The sequence below is a fragment of the Streptomyces sp. NPDC031479 genome (genome assembly GCF_055581065.1).
Genome location: NZ_JBVIKC010000012.1, coordinates 167,226 through 184,155, shown reverse-complemented (window position 1 = coordinate 184,155; position 16,930 = coordinate 167,226). Strand labels below are relative to the sequence as shown.

The window sequence follows — 16,930 nt, the reverse complement described above, 5'->3', positions numbered from 1 at the left end:
GGTGGCTCTGTTTCCTCAGGTGGTGGGGGCAGCGGATGCGACGAGGGCCTCGGTGACGGCGCCGGGCAGCCAGTCGGCCGTGCGGGAGAAGGCGAAGCCCAGCTCCTTCGCGCGGGCGTTGCTCATGGCGTAGTGGCGGTCGAAGGAGAACGGGGAGGCGGGCTCTCCGGCCGCGGCGGTCCGGTAGACGGGCTCCCGGCCGGTCTGCGCGGCGACGGTCGCGGCCAGGTCGCGCACGTCGAGCAGGTCGTCGGAGCAGGCGTTGAGCGGGCCGGTGAAATCGCTGCCGGTCGCCGCCCACCGCAGCAGGCCGGCCAGTTCCGCGTAGTGGATGAACACCGTGGGCAGTGCCCTCGCGTGCACGGTGATCTCTTCGCCGTGGGCGATGCGCTCGGTGTAGTGCGCCAGTCGGCCGGTGAATTCCCGTCCCCCGCCGCCGAGTACGTGTGCGCTGCGTACGGAGGCGAACGCGAAGCCGCCGGCGCGGGTGAAGACGGCCTCCGCCTGGCGCTTGCCCTCGGCGTAGTGCGCCTCCAGGTAGGCCTCGTCGTGCCAGGGCAGGTCCGGGGCCACCGGCCAGGCACCCGGGTCCACGTGCTCCTCCGGGACCGGAGCGCCCGCCGGGTCCGGCAGTGCGGCGCCCGCAGGGTCGTAGACCTCGATCGTGGAGGTCATGACGTAGCGCCGGGCACGGCCGGCGAAGGCGCGGGCGGCGATGGCGGCCTGCACGGGGGTGTAGCAGACCTGGTCGACCACCACGTCGAAGGTGCGGGCGCCGAGTACGGCGACGAGGGCCGCCTCGTCGTCGCGGTCGACGACCAGGTGCTCGACGCCGGCGGGCGGCGGGGTGGAGCCGCGGTTGATCACCGTTACCTGGTGGCCGTCGGCTTGCAGGCGCTCCACCAGGAGCTTTCCGAAGTATCGGCTTCCGCCGATGACGCAGATCCTTTGCATGCCCCCATCCTCGGCACCTGGCGTCTTCAGCAGAAGTGGCCGCTTACTGCACGGGTGTTAAGGAATGCTGTTGACCGATGTGCGGCGGCCCGGCGGCCCGGCGGCCGGCCCGTCGGGCGGATGCGTCACTCCGCCCCGGCCTGGGCGCGGCGGGCGTACGCGCGCGCGGCGCGGGCCCGGTCGCCGCAGCGGGTGGAGCACCAGTGGCGGCGGCCGTGGCGCAGCAGGTAGCGGTTGCAGGGGGCGGAGCCGCAGGCGGTGAGGCGTTCGGCGTCCGGGGAGGTGAGGAGGTCGGCGGCGTCGGCGGCGAGGGCCGCCAGGGCGTGGTCGACGATCGCGGTGGTGGGGTGGGTGGTGGCGCGGTAGGGGCCGTTCTCGTCGTCCCAGGCCAGCAGCGGGGCGGTCGGGACGCGGGTCATCGCGTCGTTGACGGCCCGGACGGCGGCGGGGAGGGCGGGGAGCCCGGCGGCGCGGGCCGCGAACAGCGACCTGATCTGTTCGCGCAGCGCGCGCAGTTGCGCCGTGCACATCTCCCGCATGCCCGCGTCCGCCGGGGCGAGGCCGCGTTCCGTCAGCCAGAGGTTCGCCTGTGCGGGAGTCCCCAGGAGATCGATGGTGTGCCCGCCGGGCCGTGCGACGGCGCTGTTGGCGAGGGCGAGGGAGAGGTGCTCCCGCTCGCCCTGGGCCGGCGGCACGAGGGGTTCTTCCCGTACGGACTCCTTCATGTTCCTCATGTTACGGCTTGCGGTCATCCGTGAGAAACGGCTACCGTCACTTCACGGTTAAATCGAATCTATCCGTGAGGTGCTTTCTCCGTGTCCTCTGTGCCCGCATCGACCGACCACTTCCCCGTCCGCGTCCTCGGCGGCCCGACCGCCCTCTTCGAGTACGGCGGCCTGCGCTTCCTGACCGACCCGACGTTCGACGGCCCCGGCGACTACCCGGTACCCGGCACGACGCTCACCAAGACCGCCCCCTCCGCCGCCGCCCCCGGCGACCTCGGCGCCATCGACGTGGTCCTGCTCTCGCACGACGAACACCCCGACAACCTCGACGACTCCGGCCGGGCCCTGCTCGCCGACGTGCCGCTCACCCTCACCACCCCCGGTGGCGGAAAGCGCCTCGGGGAGGGGGCCAGGGGCCTGGCCGACTGGGAATCCGTCGAGCTGGACCGCCCCGGCGGCGGCACGGTCACCGTGACCGGCGTACCCGCCGTCCACGGACCCGGAGCGCGCGAGGAGGTCGAGCCGATCGTCGGCCAGGTCATCGGTTTCGTCCTGACCGGCGAGGGACTGCCCACCGTCTACGTCAGCGGCGACAACGCATCGCTCGACGCGGTCGGGGAGATCGCCGAGCGCTTCGGCCCGGTGGACACCGCCGTGCTCTTCGCCGGAGCCCCCCGCTTCCCCGTGCTCTTCGACGGCCGCCTGATCGTCCTGGACAGCGCCCAGGCCGCCGAGGCCACCCGGATCCTCGGCGCCCGCCGCGTCGTGCCCGTCCACTGCGACAGCTGGGCCCACTTCACCGAGGGCCACGCCGAACTGGAAGCCGCGTTCACCGCCGCCGGACTGGCCGACCGCCTGGACCCGGACTGGCGCCGGCCCGCCTGATCCGGACGGGGCACCCCCCACCGCCGGGGTTCCTGCGCCGGACGGCCCTCACTGACGCGGGACGTCGATGCCGGCCGCGCGCAGGTTCGCCTCGACCAGGGCGTTCAGCCGGACGAGGGCGGGCGACCCCTCCTCCCGGTGGTGGTTGACCAGTCCGTACCGGGAGGCGGTGTCGGACCGGCTCCGGAACCCGTCCGGCATCGCCAGCCGCTCGCGTTCGGCCAGCAGCCTGTCGGCCAGCTCCGACGCCAGTGCGTCGATCCGCGGGTCGTCCGGATCCCAGGACATCGCCTCCCGGCCGCGCTTGGTCAGCTCGATCCATGCGGGGTCGTCGAGCCACCGTTCGAGCTGGGTCAGGAAGCTGTCGAAGACCTCCGGAACCAGCGCCCGGGCCAGTACCAACGCCTCCCGCTGAGTGGCCACGTAGTCGGCGCCGAAGCCGAGACCGGCGAGTCCGTCCAGGACCGCGCAGGCCCGGTCGGGCAGCAGGGCCCGGTCGCCGTGGGCGAGCCGGTGCAGTGTGTCGCGCCGGGCGGTCAGGTCCTCGATCTGTTCGGTGAGCCGACGGCGGACGTCGTCCAGGGTGGCGGCGAACCGCTCGGGACCGGCGTCGAGCAGCTCACCGACCTCGGCCAGCGGCACGCCCGCCCCGGCCAGCGTCCGTACCTGGACCAGCCGCAGCAGGTCGGCCGACCCGTAACGTCGGTAGCCGGAACCGTCGCGTTCCGGCTCGGCGACCAGGCCGAGCCGGTGATAGTGCCGCACCGTCTTGATCGTGACGCCGACGTACGCCGCCGCCTGACCGATCGTGAGCCCGTCTGCCATCGGCTCGGTGCACCTCCGGATCGTAGGGTCCCCGCCCGGGGCGGGGCCGTGGTCGCCGGCGGCCCGTACGCCCGCCTCGCGGTCATGGGCCGCGGGCGGTCCCAGGGGCGAGGGTAGCGCGCGTCCGTTCGGATCCCCTCACCCGTGCGATCGGTGCCGGTGACCCCAAGGTCCGCACAGGGCTTGAGGTTGACCTTGGGTCAGGGTGCACGCTCCTCGCATGGCCGCTTCGACGGGGCCGGGCCGGTGGCCGGCAGGGCCACCGTCGCGCCGTCGAGCCGTGCCGGACACCTACTGCCGCGAGATGAGGAATGACCATGAGCGAGTCCCTCCAGACCGTCGAGACCACCGCTGCCGGGCCGGACCGCCCCGAGCTGCGCGAGGCCATCCAGGAGATCGTCGATTCCGGTTTCGCCGGAGTGCAGCTGCGCGTGAACGACGAGCGGGGCGAATGGGTCGGCACCGCCGGGGTGCGCGAGCTGGGCGGGGCGGAGGCGCCACCGGCCGACGGGCACTTCCGGATCGGCAGCATCACCAAGACCTTCACGGCGACCCTGGTGCTGCGGCTGGTCGCGGAGGGAAGGATCGGGCTGGACGCCCCGGCGGACGACCACCTGCCCGGTTTCGGACTGGACCGACGGATCACCGTACGGATGCTGCTCCAGCACACCAGCGGGTTGTTCAGCTTCACCGGAGAGGTCTACGAGGACGGGACGGTCGTGCCCGGTGGAGTCCCCGGGATCGGCAAGGAGTGGATGGACAACCGGTCCCGCACCTACCGGCCGGAGGAGCTGGTACGGCCCGCGCTGTCCCGGCCGACGCGGTTCGCACCGGGGGCGGACTGGAGCTACTCCAACACCAACTACGTACTGGCCCGGCTGCTGATCGAGCACGCCACCGGCCGTTCCTACGCCGAGGAGATGCGCCGGCTGGTCCTGGATCCGCTCGGGCTGACGGGCACCGTGGTGCCGGACGCCTCACCGGAGATCCCCGAGCCGCACGCCCACGGCTACTACGGGTACGAGGACGCCGGCCGGTGGACGGTGGCCGACACCACCCGCTTCAACCCCTCCTGGATCTCCGCCGCCGGTGACATGATCTCAACCACCCGTGAACTGCACACCTTCTTCTCCGCACTGATGGGAGGCCGGCTCCTGCCGGCCCCGCTGCTGGCCGAGATGCGCACGCCGCACCCCAAGATGGGCTACGGCCTGGGGGTGTTCGCGGAGGAGACGGACGACGGCGGCACCATCTTCCAGCACAACGGCGGGTTCTGGGGCTGGGCGGCGCTGATGTACAGCACGCCCGACGGCAGCAGGACCCTGACCGGCTCGGTGACCTGCGGGGACGCGGAGCTCGACCTGGCCGCCACGGTCGAGGCGTTCGAGAAGGTGAAGCGGCGGCTCGTCAGGGAGGTGTTCTGTGACGGGCGGACCGCGGCGGACCGGCCGACGGGCTGAGCGCGGCGGGACGGCGTAGGCGGTACCCGGTACCCGGAGCTCCGCGTACCGGGCCGGGCCCGCCGCGGAGCCTGACGTCCGCCGCGGTCCCGCCGCGGAGCCTGACGTCCGCCGCGGTCCCGCCGCGGAGTCACCTCCGGCGCATCAGGGCGGTCATCGCGGCGATGTCCGTCTCCGACCGGGCGATCGGGATCCAGGGCGGCGACAGGTCGTACTCGGTATGGACCCGGACGAGCTCGTCGGCGAAGGTGCGCACGACCTCGGTGGTGGCCGTGCCCCGCTCCGCGTGCTCGACGAACAGCTCGCAGGCTTCCACGGCGCCCTCGTATTCGTGGTCGAACTCGAACAGCGCACAGATCGCCTCGACGGCGTGGTCGGACGACGACAGATGGCTCATCCCGCAGTCGAGCCCGTCGTCGCCCAGGTCGTCGGGGTACGGCGCACGGTGCCAGGAACCGTCCTCGAACCAGTAGACGCACTCGATCCTTCCCTGGACCAGAAGGTCGTCCCGGACTTCACGGCGCACCCACCCGGGCGCCCCGGCGAGGAGGTCGATCGCGGGCTCGTACCGCCCGACCTTGCTGGAATCGTCCTGCCCGAAGAGAACCGCCCGGCCGCCGTCGGCCCGGACCAGCACCCATCGGCTGCAGCTGCTGTCGTCGTAGTGCAAGGCGCGGCCGTCCCCACCGGCACTGCCGGCGAGCCAGTACCCGCGCCGGAAGGTCTCCTTCTCCTCCTCGGCGTCCCAGGTCACCGCGGCGAGCGCGGCCCACCGCGCCCACAACAGGCCCGCTTCCGGAAGGTCCTCCGGCCGCCCCGGACGATGAATCTTCATCCCCACCTCACACTCCCCGGCCCTTCGCATCCGACCACAGACACTAACGGGGGCTGCGCCGGGCCTCTTTTCCGGACTGCCCTTCCCGGATCACCCTTTCCCGGATCACCCTTTCCCGGATCACCCGTTTCCGGGAGACCCGGTCGCGGCGAACGGGTAGCGCACGCCGGTGAGCCGTTCCGAGAGCGTCCGCAGCCGCCGGGCCGGGCGCTCGTCGGGTTACTCGCGGAGCCGGGCGTCCGCCGGGGGATACGCGGCGTCACCGCTGTCCGCGCCCAGGCCCGCGAGCAGGCGCAGCCCGTCCTCGGCGGGGCTGCCGGGGGCCGCGGACAGGACCAGCAGTTCCACTCCCGACTCGTCCGGCAACGCGAAGTTCTCCTGGTGCAGTTCCAGCAGTCCGACCAGCGGATGCCGGTACGCCTTGCGTCCGTGCGTGCGGGCGCGCACGTCCGCGCGGGCCCAGAGGCGGCGGAAGCGCTCGCTGCCCATCGCCAGCTCGCCGATGAGCGAGGCCAGTCGGGGGTCCTCGGGGTACTTCCCGGCGGCCAGGCGCAGGTGCCCGACCACGTCGAGGGTGCATGTCTCCCAGTCCGCGTAGAGGCCTTGCTCGGCCTCCTCCAGGAAGATGTGCCGGGCGATGTTCAGGCCCGGCATCGGCCGGCCGAAGAGCAGCCCGGCGAGCCGGTTCCCGGCGAGCGCGTCCAGACGGTGGTCCATGATCAGTGCGGGTGCGCCGGTGACCAGGCCGAGGACGCGCAGCAGTTCCGGCCGGACCCGCCCGCCCGGCGACTTCGCGCTGCGCCGGCGCTGCCGGGCGAGCCGGTAGAGGTGCCCGCGTTCGGTCTCGTCGAGGCCGAGGACGCGGGCGAGCGCGTCGAGGACCTGCTCGGAGGGCTGGGTCGCGCGGCCCTGCTCCAGGCGCACGTAGTAGTCGACGCTGACCCCGGACAGGTGCGCGACCTCTTCGCGGCGCAGCCCTTCGACCCGGCGGCGGCTGTCGGCGGGTATGCCGACGGCCGCCGGATCGACCCGGGAACGCCTGGTCCGCAGGAAACCCGCAAGATCGTCCATGTCCCCAGTATGGCCTCGGAGATGCCCGTGAAGGTGGCCCTGCCAATACCAGGAAGCCCGGTCCGACGGAAGAGGAGCCCCTGAACGCCGGGCGCCGCGGCGCCCAGGATCGAGGCATCCGATCCGAAGGAGCTCCCGTGAAGACGCTGATCGTCCACGCCCACCCCGAGCCGAAGTCGCTCAACAGCTCGCTCAAGGACCTCGCGGTGTCCACCCTGGAGGCCGCCGGGCACGAGGTGCGGGTGAGCGACCTGTACGCGATGGACTGGAAGGCGGTGGTGGACGCCGCGGACTACGGCCCCGCCGCGTCGAGTCCGCTGAGGGTCGCCCTCGACTCGGGCCGGGCCTTCAACGCCGGGACGCTCACGCCGGACGTCCTCGCCGAGCAGGAGAAGCTGCTGTGGGCCGACACGATCGTCTTCCAGTTCCCGCTGTGGTGGTACGGCATGCCCGCGATCCTCAAGGGCTGGGTGGACCGGGTGTTCACCTACCGCTTCGCGTACGGCGTCGGCGAGCACAGCGACACCAAGTACGGAGAGCGCTTCGGCGAAGGCACCCTCGCGGGCAGGAGGGCCCTGCTGTCGGTGACCGTCGGCGGCCCGGAGTCGCACTACTCCGCCCGCGGGATCAACGGCCCCATCGACGACCTGCTGTTCCCGATCCACCACGGCATCCTCTACTACCCCGGCATCGAGGTGCTGCCGCCGTTCGTGCTGTACGGCGTGGACAGGATGACGGACGAGGAGTACGCGCCCGTCGCCGAGGCCTGGCAGCGGCGCCTGCTCACCCTGGAGTCGACCGAGCCGATCGCGTTCCGGAAGCAGAACTTCGGCGACTACGAGATCCCCTCGCTGCACCTGAAGGAGGGTCTGGAGCCCGCCGGCCGCTCGGGATTCGGGCTGCACGTGCGCGGCTGACCGCCGGGCAGCGCTCGTACGCTTCCGGGCGAGACCCGGGACCGGTCCTGCGCCCACGCCGCATGACCGCCCGCGCACGCCCGCCCGCGCCCGCCCACGCATGACCTCGGACGGTGACACCTTCGGGTGATCGCCGTACCGAGGTCTTCCGAACGACCCGTTCCGGACCGAGTCTTGACCCTCCCCCTCACTCACGGAGGCGTATCCGATGACCGGCGAGGACAGTGGAGTACGGGCGGACGAGGAGATCGCCTTCTCGTGGGACGGCGACACCCGCTGGGAGGCCGCGAAGTACATCACGCTGCGCCACATGGCCCGGCGTCTCCCGCACCTGATGAAGCGCTCCCTGTCGATCGCGTGGCGCGTCGACCGGGCGTCCGTGGCCGGGCTCCTGTCCTGCCAGGTCGTCTCCGGCATCGCGGCGGCCCTGGGCCTGTTCGCGACCACCTCGACGATCACCGCGCTCATCTCCTCCGGAAACATCACCGACCGGCTGTGGCAGGCGTGGCCGTCCGTCGCGGTGCTCGCCGCCGCGGCCGGGATCAGGGCCACCCTCTACATCGTGGTCACGTGGCTGTCCTCCCGCATCTCGCCCCTGCTCCAGCAGGAGTACGAGCTGATGCTGCTCGACGCGGCCACCGGCAGCGAACTCGCCGCCTACGACAGCCCCGGCTTCAAGGACCGGTGGGACAACGCCGAACGCGGCGCCGTCGTCTCCAAGGACATCATCGAGGAGGGCCAGGACCTCCTCGCCGCCCTCGCATCCCTCCTGGCCGGCGCCGTCGTCCTCGGCACCCTCCACCCCCTCCTCCTGCCGTTCCTGGTCCTCGCCAGCCTCCCCCAGGGCATCGCCCAGGTACACAGCGCCCGCGTCACCTACCTGGCCGCCGTGAAGACGACCGGCCACAGCCGCATGATCGGCGTCCTGCGCTGGCACCTGGCCGACCGGCACTCCGCCGACCAGGTCCGCGCCGGGACCATGGCGCCCTTCCTCCTCGGCAAGTACCGGCACCTCACCGACCGGGTCACCGCCGTACACCGCCAGGCCGTCACCGAAGGCGCCCGCATGGCCTTCCTCGGCGCACTCGGCGGCGGCCTGGCCTCCGCCGTCGTCTGGGGGGTCCTGGTCGCCCTCCTCGCCACCGGCCACCTCACCGTCGCCGCCGCCGGAACCGCCGTCCTCGCGCTGCGCACCGTCACCGGCTCGGTCCAGGGCGTCGTCCGCAACGCCGCCATGATCTTCCGTACGGGCATGTACATGGACGACTGGTCGACGTTCCTGGAGGAGACCGGCGGCTACCGCCTCACCGCCGGGGAGGTCGTCCCCGGCGCCCCGCGCGAGATCCGCGCCGAGAACCTCGTCTACCGCTACGAGGGCGCCGACAGGAACGCCCTCGACGGCATCGACTTCAGCGTCCGCACCGGCGAGATCGTCGCCCTGGTCGGCGAGAACGGATCCGGCAAGAGCACCCTCTCCAAGCTCCTCACCCGCCTCCACCTCCCCACCGCCGGCACGGTCACCTGGGACGGGCACCCCACGACCGCGCTCGACCCCCACGCGGCCTGGAAGCACGTCTCCCTCGTACCGCAGGACTTCTCGTGCTGGCCGATGACCGCCCGCGACAACATCACCCTCGGGCAGCCGCGCAGCGACGACGAGAAGGACGTCTGGGAAGCCGCCGCCGCGGCCGGTGCCGACGAGGTCGTGCGCGAACTCCGCGCGGGCCTCTCCACCCTCCTGGCCCGCGAATGGCTCAACGGCGCCGAACTCTCCGGCGGCCAGTGGCAGCGCGTCGCCCTGGCCCGCGCCTTCTACCGGCCCGCCGCCCTCCTGGTCCTCGACGAACCCACCTCCGCCCTCGACCCCCGCGCCGAACACCGCATCTTCGCCAACCTGCGCCGGGCCGCCCGTGAGCGCGCCGTGGTCCTGGTCACCCACCGCCTCGCCAACGTCGCCGTCGCGGACCGCATCGTCGTCCTCGACCACGGCAGGGTCGTCCAGGAAGGCACCTTCGCCGAACTGTCCAGGGCGAACGGACTCTTCCGCGAGCTCCTCGAACTGCAGAACGACCGCACCGTCCCCGGCCAGCGCACCCCGAAGGAGACCACCGCGTGAACACGACACCGCCCGGATCGCTGCCGCCCGCGCAGTACATCGAGACGATCGCCGGGCGGGAACACGGACCGCTGGAGACGCCCTGGTGCGCGGTCCGCGAGTCCGGGACGGAGCCGACGAGGGAACCGACGGTCGGGTCCCAGATCCCCGGCCCCGCACCCCGAGGCCGGGGTCGTCCGAGCGCCGCCGGCCGGCGGCCGCGGGGGCGGAGGGCCGTCAAGCGCTCCAGGGGATGTCCGGCCTGAGCATTTCGTGGATGCAGCGGCGCAGGCCGCTGTGGGAGTCGACCGGTGGGAGCCACGGCACCCGCTGGAGCAGATCGCTGAGTCGATCGGTACTCGGGTCGGTCAGGAGGGCGTGGAGTTCGTCAGGGGCCGGGTCGTCGTCGGCCAGGCACAGCCAGGCCAGGCCGGCGCCGATACGCATCTCGGGCGAGCGGTCGGGATCCGACCACACGTCCCGTGCCCACGCCCGAGCGTGTTCATCCCCGTGTTCGCGGGCGAGTTGGGCGATCGCCAGGATCAGGCTCACCTGGACCACCGGATCGTCTTCCACCGCCAGCCTGCGGCGCAGGGCCGAGGCGATCCGCGGAGTCTCGCCGGTCGCGACCGCCAGGACGAAGGCGGTCGCGGAGCGGACGTCGGGATCGGGGTCGGGGAGGAGAGGGAACAGGAGGTGCAGGTCAACCGTGACGGCGTGGCGAGCGGCCTGAATCGTCCAGTCCACCGGGCACATCGTGGTGCCCTCCGTCATCGACGGATCCTCGGCGACGGCGAGAAGGCCTTCGCGTGATCCGTCCCCGTGGTGCTGACATCGCCCGATCTCGGCCACCAGGCGTAGGGTTGCCGCGCGGAGCCCGGGGGATCCGGCCACCGCGATCCGGAGCAGGAACGGCACCGCCAGTGCTCCCACCGCGATCGTGCTGCCCTGATGCTGGAGACCGTCCCACAGCCGCAGCAAAGCCTTGTCGGCGGCTTCGGTGTCTTCGGCGTCCCCGGAGGCGAGCGTCGCCAGGAATCCGGGAATCTCCTCGCCGGAGCCGTAGAAATGAGGGAACCGCTGCCAGGGGATCTCGTCGTACTCGAACCCGTCCTTGACCTCCCGCGGGATCGCGCTCACGACCGTGCGCATGTCGACATCCGTGCCCGCCCACGCATCGGGCCACCCGGACCACCGGTCATCGTCCATCGCCTGGTCTTCGGGCATCGCAGCAATCCTCCACTCGCCGACCACGCGATCCGTGAACTCCTCCGTCAACGGCGGGGCCGACACCACACGTGCGAACCCGGGGAGTCTAACGACCGTGATCATGAGGGCGGTCCGCGCGGCCTTCCCGATCGACGCCGCCGCTCGGCTCGCATCGAACCCCCGGTCAAACCGGCATCAAACAGACGAGTCGATGGTCTGCAGGCCTTGAACCCCGTGCCGTGTATGAACATTTCATGAACGGCCCAACCCCGAAGGTGGATTGATCATCTTCTCGGTCGAATCCGTCACCGCCCCCGAGGTGGCGGTTCGCGATCGAGGAGGTCCGCATCCCCCATGAGGCTGCCCCGCAAACACCGCGCGGACCGAGGTACCAGGGACGAAACCGGAGGACCGGAGCGGACGGAAGGTCCGAAACGCACACGGCGCGCCGCGGGCCGAGCGAAGAGCCGCAGGAGAGCGGCCCGCAAGGCGCGTCGCCGCCTCATCGACTTCCCCAGGCGCGGCCGGCGCGGATGGCGGCGCTGGACACCGTCCTGGAAACTGACCTCCGGTTTGTTCCTGCTCTTCTCCGGCGCCCTCGCCGCCCTCTTCACCGCCGTCTACCTGCAGGTCGAGATCCCGGACCCGCACGACTCCGCGCGCCGGCAGGCCACCCTCTACTACTGGGCGGACGGCAGCCGGATGGTGAGCGTCGGCGATGTGAACCGGCAGGACGTGAAGCTCGACCAGGTGCCCGAGTTCGTCCAGCACGCCGTCATCGCGGCGGAGAACGCCGACTTCTACACCGACTCGGGGGTGTCGGTGACCGGCATCGGCCGGGCCGCCGTCAACATCGTCAAGGGCGAGGAGACCCAGGGCGGCTCGACGCTCACCCAGCAGTACGTGAAGAACACCTATCTGAGCCAGGACCAGACCGTCGCGCGGAAGGTCAAGGAACTCTTCCTGGCCCTGAAGATCAGCAACCAGCGGCCCAAGTCGGAGATCCTCGAGGGGTACCTCAACACCTCCTGGTTCGGCCGGGACGCCTACGGCATCCAGGCGGCCTCGTACGCGTACTACGGCATCCCCGCCCGTGAGCTGAACCCCAGCCAGGGCGCCCTGCTGGCCGCTGTCCTCAAGGGCGCGGAGAGCTTCGACCCGTCCCTCAGCGCCGAGAACCGCCGGCGAGCCGAGGACCGCTGGAGCTGGATCCTGGACCGTCAGGTCGCAACGGGTTCGATGAGTGCCCAGGAACGCGCGAAGTACACGGTCTTCCCCGAGCCGAAGTCCCCCGTCAAGCCGACCAGCCAGGCCGGGCAGATCGGCTACCTCGTCGACATCGCCAACAAGTACCTCAAGAGCCGCAGCGGGATCACGGACAAGGACCTGGCCTCCGGCGGCTACAGCGTCCACACCACCTTCGAGAAGGACAAGGTGCTCGCGCTGACCAAGGCCGTCGAGCAGGTGTGCGCGCAACGACTGGACCCGAAGCAGCGCGCGGAGGACCAGTACGTGCAGGTCGGCGCCGCCTCGATACGGCCCAGGGACGGAGCGATCGTCGCGGTCTACGGCGGCTCCGACGCGATCGAGCACTTCACCAACAACGCGGACACCTCGGGCGTGCCCGCGGCCTCGGCGTTCAAACCCTTCGTGTACGCCGCCGCCATGGAGAAGGAGCACGAGGGCGGGCAACGGCCCGCGGAGGGCGCCGACCAGGACCCCCCGAAGCCCAGGCCGACAGACGCGCCGACGGCACCCACGAACCTCCACGCGGCCCTGGTGAACTCCGACCACACGCCGTTCGTGGAGAGCGGCAAGAAGATCGGGCTGAAGAACGTCAAGGATCTCGCGGTCGGGGCGGGACTGCGTGAGGAGAGCATGGCCAAGCTGGAGCCGACCTTCTCGATCGGAACCTCCACCCCCAGCGCCGTCCGGCTCGCCAGCGCCTATACGACCTTCGTCAACCAGGGCCGGGCCACCGAACCCTACTCGGTGGTCAGGGCCGAACGCAGCGGCGTCGCGGTGGACGGCCTGGGCCACCCCAAACCGCGGCGGGCCATGAGCTCCGAGACGGCCTCGACCGTGGGCGCGGCGCTCCGCCAGGTGAGCTCGAACGCCGTCGGACCGCCGAAGGGCTGGGGGACCAGCCCGCCGTCCTGGGCGGGCAAGACCGGTCCGAACGACCGTATGAACTCTGCCTGGTACATCGGCGCCACGCCGGAACTGAGCACGTCGGTCGCGATGTTCCGTACGAAGCCCGACGTACCGCGACTGCTGCCCATGCAGGGTGTGGGCGGCCCCGATTCCGAGCGGGGCAGCGCCTTCCCGCCGCTGATCTGGAAGGCTTACAACGAGGCGGCGACGCCCCCCACGCCGTAGCACCCGGCGGGCGGTCCACAGGACCGCCCGCGACGGCCTCGCGGCACGGGGCGCCCAGCGACGAAGCGCGGCGGGGAATGACAACGGCCGTTTGGCACGGTGTCAGGCGAAGTCCGCCCGCAGGGAGGAGAGGACCCTGCTCAGCGGGTCGCCCTGATGCCGGGGCCGGCTGTCGGAGAAAGCCGCCCGGGCCCGGTCGAGGTCGTCGTGCGGGAAGGGGCGGGGCACCTGGGGGGCCAGGCTGATGACCAGAGGACGGGCCCCCGCCTGGTCGTACGCGGCGAGCTTGTGGTGTCCGTCGAGGAGGTAGCCCACCCGGCTTTCGGCCGTCGGGAAGAGCGCGACCAGTGCCGGCAGGCCGCCCCCGGCGCGGATGCGATCGCGGTAGCGGCGCACCGCCCGGTGGTCGCGGGGCGGCCACGCGTCGGTGGTCACCAGCGCGAGCTCCTCGTCGGCGTACCAGCTCTCGACCCGGAGGGCGCGCGGGTGGACCACCCGCAGGTCGTGCGGAGCGAGCGCGGCCGACATCACGTACCGCCCGGGGGACAGCAGTGACAGCAGCGGGCGCAGGGCTTCCGGATCCGGTGGCTCGGCTCGGCCGGTGCGCGGGTCGGGGACGAGGCCGGGGACGCTGAGCCACTCGGTGAGGTACTTGACCTCGGAGAGCCCGGGGCCGCCCGTACCGGCGCGGGCCGCCAGCCAGCCCACGCTGCCGCAGCCGTCGCCGGCTTCCAGGAACCCCGGATCACCCGCGAGCAGGAGCAGGCTGCCACCGTTGTCGCCGGTCACCTCGATGACCCCGTGTCCGTCGGCCACGTCGAAGGACACGGAGGAGGAAAGCGGACGCGGCTGTCTGATCATCAGGCGATCCTAGGGGCGGCCTGGTCCACACAGAGCGCGAAGGGGGCTTGGTGGCCCGGCCGTCCCCGGGCCGGTCGGTCAGTGCTGCCGCCGCTGCTCCAGCCAGGCGGCGACTTCACGTCGGAACTCGGGGTCCCTGTAGACGTCCTCCGCGGCGAGCCATTCCAAGCCGCGCAGGACCCCCGGGGAACCAGCGGGGTCGCGTACCGCGTACACGCCGACCCCCGATTCATACGTGTCCGCCATGAGCCAGACGCCGTTGTCCAGGGCCAGCATGGCGAAGCCGGGACGGCCGGCGCCAATGCCGAGGAACGAAGCCGCCCCGGCCCCCATGACGTCCCACCGGTCCAGCAGACGGACCCGGTGCCAGACGGGCATCCTGTGCCGCAGCCTGCGGTCTTCCGCGGCCGTCCAGGTGCCCCGTGGCAACATGATCAGGAATTCGCGGTTCTCGTCGAGCAGACCGGCGGACACGGCGAGCTCGTACCAGCCGTCGTTCAGCCGCTGCACCAGGCGAGGGTCCTCGTACTCGACGAAGAAGCCGCCGACGTGCCTCTCCCGTTCGTACCCGAGGACATGCGGTATCGCCGAGGCCGGAACCGCGTCGGGTATCACCTCCAGCCCCGCCCCCAGCAGCGGTCTGAGCACCTTGCGGTACCTCTCCTGCCTGCCCAACCCGTTCCCCCCTCACGCCAGGACATGTTCGGCTCGATCGTGCCCAGCTCAGCGTAGGGCCCGGGCCGGTCCGATCTGGAGCGGCTCGTGTACACGACGCTGAACCGCGTCGTCGGCCTCACGCGCGCCGGTGACCTGCTGTGGGCGTCGGCTCTTCGATCGTCGAGCAGGGCCAGGCCCACTCCGCGGCCGCGGGCGTCGGGGTGGACGTGGACGGAGTGCTCGACGACCCCGGCGTAGGCGCACCGGTCGGAGACCCGTACCACCGCGGCCCATCCCAGCACCCGGCCGGCGCCGTCGAGGGCGACCAGGCGGTGCTCGGGCAGCTTGGCGGCGTCGAACGCCTCCCAGGTCGGCACGGAGGTCTCGAAGGTGGCGTTGCCGTCGTCGATGCCGAGCCGGTAGACCGCCAGGACCTGCCCGGCGTGCTCGGGCCGCATCGGCTCGACCCGTACGCCCCCCGCGGCGGCGGTCACGCCGATGCCGGGACGTCGAGCTCGGCGAGCAGGCCGCGGACGCGCCGCTCGATCTCGTCGCGGATCGGGCGGACGGCCGCGACGCCCTGTCCCGCGGGGTCGGTCAACGTCCAGTCCAGGTAGCGCTTGCCGGGGAAGTACGGGCAGGCGTCGCCGCAGCCCATCGTGATCACGACGTCGGAGGACCGCACCGCCTCCACCGTGAGGACCTTCGGAATCTCGGAGGAGATGTCGATGCCGGCCTCGGCCATGGCCTCGACGACGGACGGGTTCACGGAGTCGGCGGGTGCGGAGCCGGCGGAGCGGACCTGGACCCGGTCCCCGGCGAGGTGGGTGAGGAAGGCGGCGCCCATCTGGGAGCGGCCGGCGTTGTGGACGCAGACGAACAGCACGGACGGGACGGACGGGACGGTGGGGGTGCTCATGAGGTCGGCGCGCTTTCTTCGGCAGGGCGGGCGGCAGGGACGGCCTGGTCCGTCGGGGTGCGGGGCGGCCGGCCGAAGCAGGCGGCGACGAGGCCCAGGCCGAGGGCGCCGCCGAGCAGTTGGGCGGCGATGAACGGCGTAAGGGAGCCGGGGGCGATTCCGGCGAAGGTGTCGGTGAACGCGCGGCCGATGGTGACGGCGGGGTTGGCGAAGGAGGTGGACGAGGTGAACCAGTACGCCGAGCCGATGTAGGAGGCGACGAGAACCGGTGCCAGGTGCACCCGGCCGGTCCGGGCCAGTCCGAAGACGAGCCAGAGCAGCCCGGCGGTGGCCACCGCCTCGCCCAGCCACAGGTGCCCGGCCCACCGCTCGTGGGAGGAGAAGGCGATGACCGGCTCGGCGAACATAGCGTCGGCGAGCATCGCGCCGCCGATCGCCCCGGCGATCTGGGCCGGGACGTACGCGGCGACCTCGCGCAGGGTGAGTCCGTCACGGCCGCGGAGGCCGGTGAACCAGGCGGCCAGCGTGACGACCGGGTTGAAGTGCGCGCCGGAGACCGGGCCGAGGAAGGCGACCAGCACGCCGAGGCCGAAGACGGTCGCGAGGGAGTTGGCCAGCAGCTGCAGGCCGACGTCCGGGGTCAGCTCGGTGGCCTGGATCCCGGAGCCCACGACCACCGCGACCAGGGCCGCCGTACCGGCCGCCTCGACCGCCGCCCGTCGGGCCAGCGGCGCCGAGGTGCTCACGTGCCCGCTTTCGCGGGCGCGGCGGGGACCTCGAGCAGGGCGGACAGCTGGGCCAGGGCCTGGGGGATCACCCAGTAGTACACCCAGGTTCCGCGCCGCTCGGAGCCGACCAGTCCCGCCTCGCGCAGCACCTTCAGATGATGGGAGATCGTCGGCTGGGAGACGTCGAAGGGGCCGGTCAGGTCACACACGCACGCCTCACCGCCCTCGTACGAGGCGATCAGCGACAGCAGTCGCAGCCGGATGGGGTCCGACAGCGCTTTGAACATCCGCGACAGCCCGGCTGCGGCCTCATCGCCCAGCGGCTCGCGGACCATCGGCGTACAGCACGCCGCATCGCCTTGCCCCAGCAGCGGCAGGCCAGCTTGTTTCGACATGCCTCTATGTTGACA

17 protein-coding genes are annotated in these 16,930 nt (G+C 72.0%); 5 read left to right on the top strand and 12 right to left on the bottom strand.

Annotated elements, in window-relative coordinates; translation table 11 throughout:
• Positions 1–15: 15 nt before the first annotated feature.
• Complete coding sequence (locus ACZ5D2_RS16455; protein ID WP_331738109.1) at positions 16–954, bottom strand: NAD-dependent epimerase/dehydratase family protein; 939 nt, start codon at positions 952–954, stop codon at positions 16–18.
• Positions 955–1,079: 125 nt separating this feature from the next.
• Positions 1,080–1,679 carry an ABATE domain-containing protein gene (locus ACZ5D2_RS16450; protein WP_331738110.1) on the bottom strand — a complete coding sequence of 200 codons (600 nt, stop codon included), beginning with the start codon at positions 1,677–1,679 and terminating at the stop codon, positions 1,080–1,082.
• 90 nt (positions 1,680–1,769) lie between these two features.
• Here ACZ5D2_RS16450 and ACZ5D2_RS16445 point away from each other — a divergent pair, with 90 nt between their 5' ends.
• Positions 1,770–2,564, top strand: coding sequence for an MBL fold metallo-hydrolase (locus tag ACZ5D2_RS16445; RefSeq protein WP_468929856.1), 795 nt, complete (start codon positions 1,770–1,772; stop codon positions 2,562–2,564).
• Positions 2,565–2,612: 48 nt separating this feature from the next.
• Here ACZ5D2_RS16445 and ACZ5D2_RS16440 read toward each other — a convergent pair whose 3' ends face one another.
• Positions 2,613–3,389 carry a MerR family transcriptional regulator gene (locus ACZ5D2_RS16440; RefSeq protein ID WP_331738113.1) on the bottom strand — a complete coding sequence of 259 codons (777 nt, stop codon included), beginning with the start codon at positions 3,387–3,389 and terminating at the stop codon, positions 2,613–2,615.
• A gap of 317 nt (positions 3,390–3,706) precedes the next feature.
• Here ACZ5D2_RS16440 and ACZ5D2_RS16435 point away from each other — a divergent pair, with 317 nt between their 5' ends.
• Positions 3,707–4,849 (top strand): serine hydrolase domain-containing protein, encoded by a 1,143-nt coding sequence (locus ACZ5D2_RS16435; protein WP_468929852.1) that lies wholly within the window; start codon positions 3,707–3,709, stop codon positions 4,847–4,849.
• Positions 4,850–4,979: 130 nt separating this feature from the next.
• Here ACZ5D2_RS16435 and ACZ5D2_RS16430 read toward each other — a convergent pair whose 3' ends face one another.
• Both ACZ5D2_RS16430 and ACZ5D2_RS16425 read right to left on the bottom strand, forming a co-directional pair.
• On the bottom strand, positions 4,980–5,684 hold the full coding sequence (locus ACZ5D2_RS16430; RefSeq protein WP_331738117.1) for a hypothetical protein: 705 nt from the start codon (positions 5,682–5,684) through the stop codon (positions 4,980–4,982).
• Between the two features lie 219 nt (positions 5,685–5,903).
• Positions 5,904–6,755, bottom strand: coding sequence for a helix-turn-helix transcriptional regulator (locus ACZ5D2_RS16425; protein ID WP_331738119.1), 852 nt, complete (start codon positions 6,753–6,755; stop codon positions 5,904–5,906).
• A gap of 137 nt (positions 6,756–6,892) precedes the next feature.
• On the opposite strand from ACZ5D2_RS16425, the gene ACZ5D2_RS16420 reads away from it, so the two are divergent.
• Together ACZ5D2_RS16420 and ACZ5D2_RS16415 are read left to right on the top strand one after the other, a co-directional pair.
• Positions 6,893–7,672: an NAD(P)H-dependent oxidoreductase gene (locus tag ACZ5D2_RS16420; protein ID WP_331738120.1), complete on the top strand. Its 780-nt coding sequence runs from the start codon at positions 6,893–6,895 to the stop codon at positions 7,670–7,672.
• Between the two features lie 208 nt (positions 7,673–7,880).
• Positions 7,881–9,788, top strand: a complete 1,908-nt coding sequence (locus ACZ5D2_RS16415) for an ABC transporter ATP-binding protein (protein WP_468929847.1) — start codon at positions 7,881–7,883, stop codon at positions 9,786–9,788.
• A 216-nt stretch (positions 9,789–10,004) separates the two neighbouring features.
• Here ACZ5D2_RS16415 and ACZ5D2_RS16410 read toward each other — a convergent pair whose 3' ends face one another.
• Positions 10,005–11,045, bottom strand: a complete 1,041-nt coding sequence (locus tag ACZ5D2_RS16410) for a HEAT repeat domain-containing protein (RefSeq protein ID WP_468929844.1) — start codon at positions 11,043–11,045, stop codon at positions 10,005–10,007.
• A gap of 285 nt (positions 11,046–11,330) precedes the next feature.
• On the opposite strand from ACZ5D2_RS16410, the gene ACZ5D2_RS16405 reads away from it, so the two are divergent.
• Positions 11,331–13,355 carry a transglycosylase domain-containing protein gene (locus ACZ5D2_RS16405; RefSeq protein WP_468929841.1) on the top strand — a complete coding sequence of 675 codons (2,025 nt, stop codon included), beginning with the start codon at positions 11,331–11,333 and terminating at the stop codon, positions 13,353–13,355.
• A 102-nt stretch (positions 13,356–13,457) separates the two neighbouring features.
• On the opposite strand, the gene ACZ5D2_RS16400 is transcribed toward ACZ5D2_RS16405, so the two are convergent.
• From ACZ5D2_RS16400 to ACZ5D2_RS16375, 6 genes are all read right to left on the bottom strand, one after another.
• On the bottom strand, positions 13,458–14,216 hold the full coding sequence (locus tag ACZ5D2_RS16400; RefSeq protein WP_468929838.1) for a hypothetical protein: 759 nt from the start codon (positions 14,214–14,216) through the stop codon (positions 13,458–13,460).
• A 78-nt stretch (positions 14,217–14,294) separates the two neighbouring features.
• Positions 14,295–14,864 (bottom strand): hypothetical protein, encoded by a 570-nt coding sequence (locus tag ACZ5D2_RS16395; RefSeq protein WP_468929835.1) that lies wholly within the window; start codon positions 14,862–14,864, stop codon positions 14,295–14,297.
• Positions 14,828–15,331: a GNAT family N-acetyltransferase gene (locus tag ACZ5D2_RS16390; RefSeq protein WP_468929894.1), complete on the bottom strand. Its 504-nt coding sequence runs from the start codon at positions 15,329–15,331 to the stop codon at positions 14,828–14,830. Before ACZ5D2_RS16390 ends, ACZ5D2_RS16395 begins: the two co-directional genes overlap by 37 nt.
• A gap of 32 nt (positions 15,332–15,363) precedes the next feature.
• Entirely contained in the window at positions 15,364–15,792 is a 429-nt protein-coding gene (locus ACZ5D2_RS16385; RefSeq protein WP_331738131.1) for an arsenate reductase ArsC, read from the bottom strand.
• Complete coding sequence (locus ACZ5D2_RS16380) at positions 15,789–16,538, bottom strand: aquaporin (protein WP_468929831.1); 750 nt, start codon at positions 16,536–16,538, stop codon at positions 15,789–15,791. The genes ACZ5D2_RS16385 and ACZ5D2_RS16380 overlap by 4 nt, the downstream gene beginning before the upstream one ends.
• Positions 16,535–16,915: an ArsR/SmtB family transcription factor gene (locus tag ACZ5D2_RS16375; RefSeq protein ID WP_331738135.1), complete on the bottom strand. Its 381-nt coding sequence runs from the start codon at positions 16,913–16,915 to the stop codon at positions 16,535–16,537. The genes ACZ5D2_RS16380 and ACZ5D2_RS16375 overlap by 4 nt, the downstream gene beginning before the upstream one ends.
• Between the last annotated feature and the right edge of the window lie 15 nt (positions 16,916–16,930).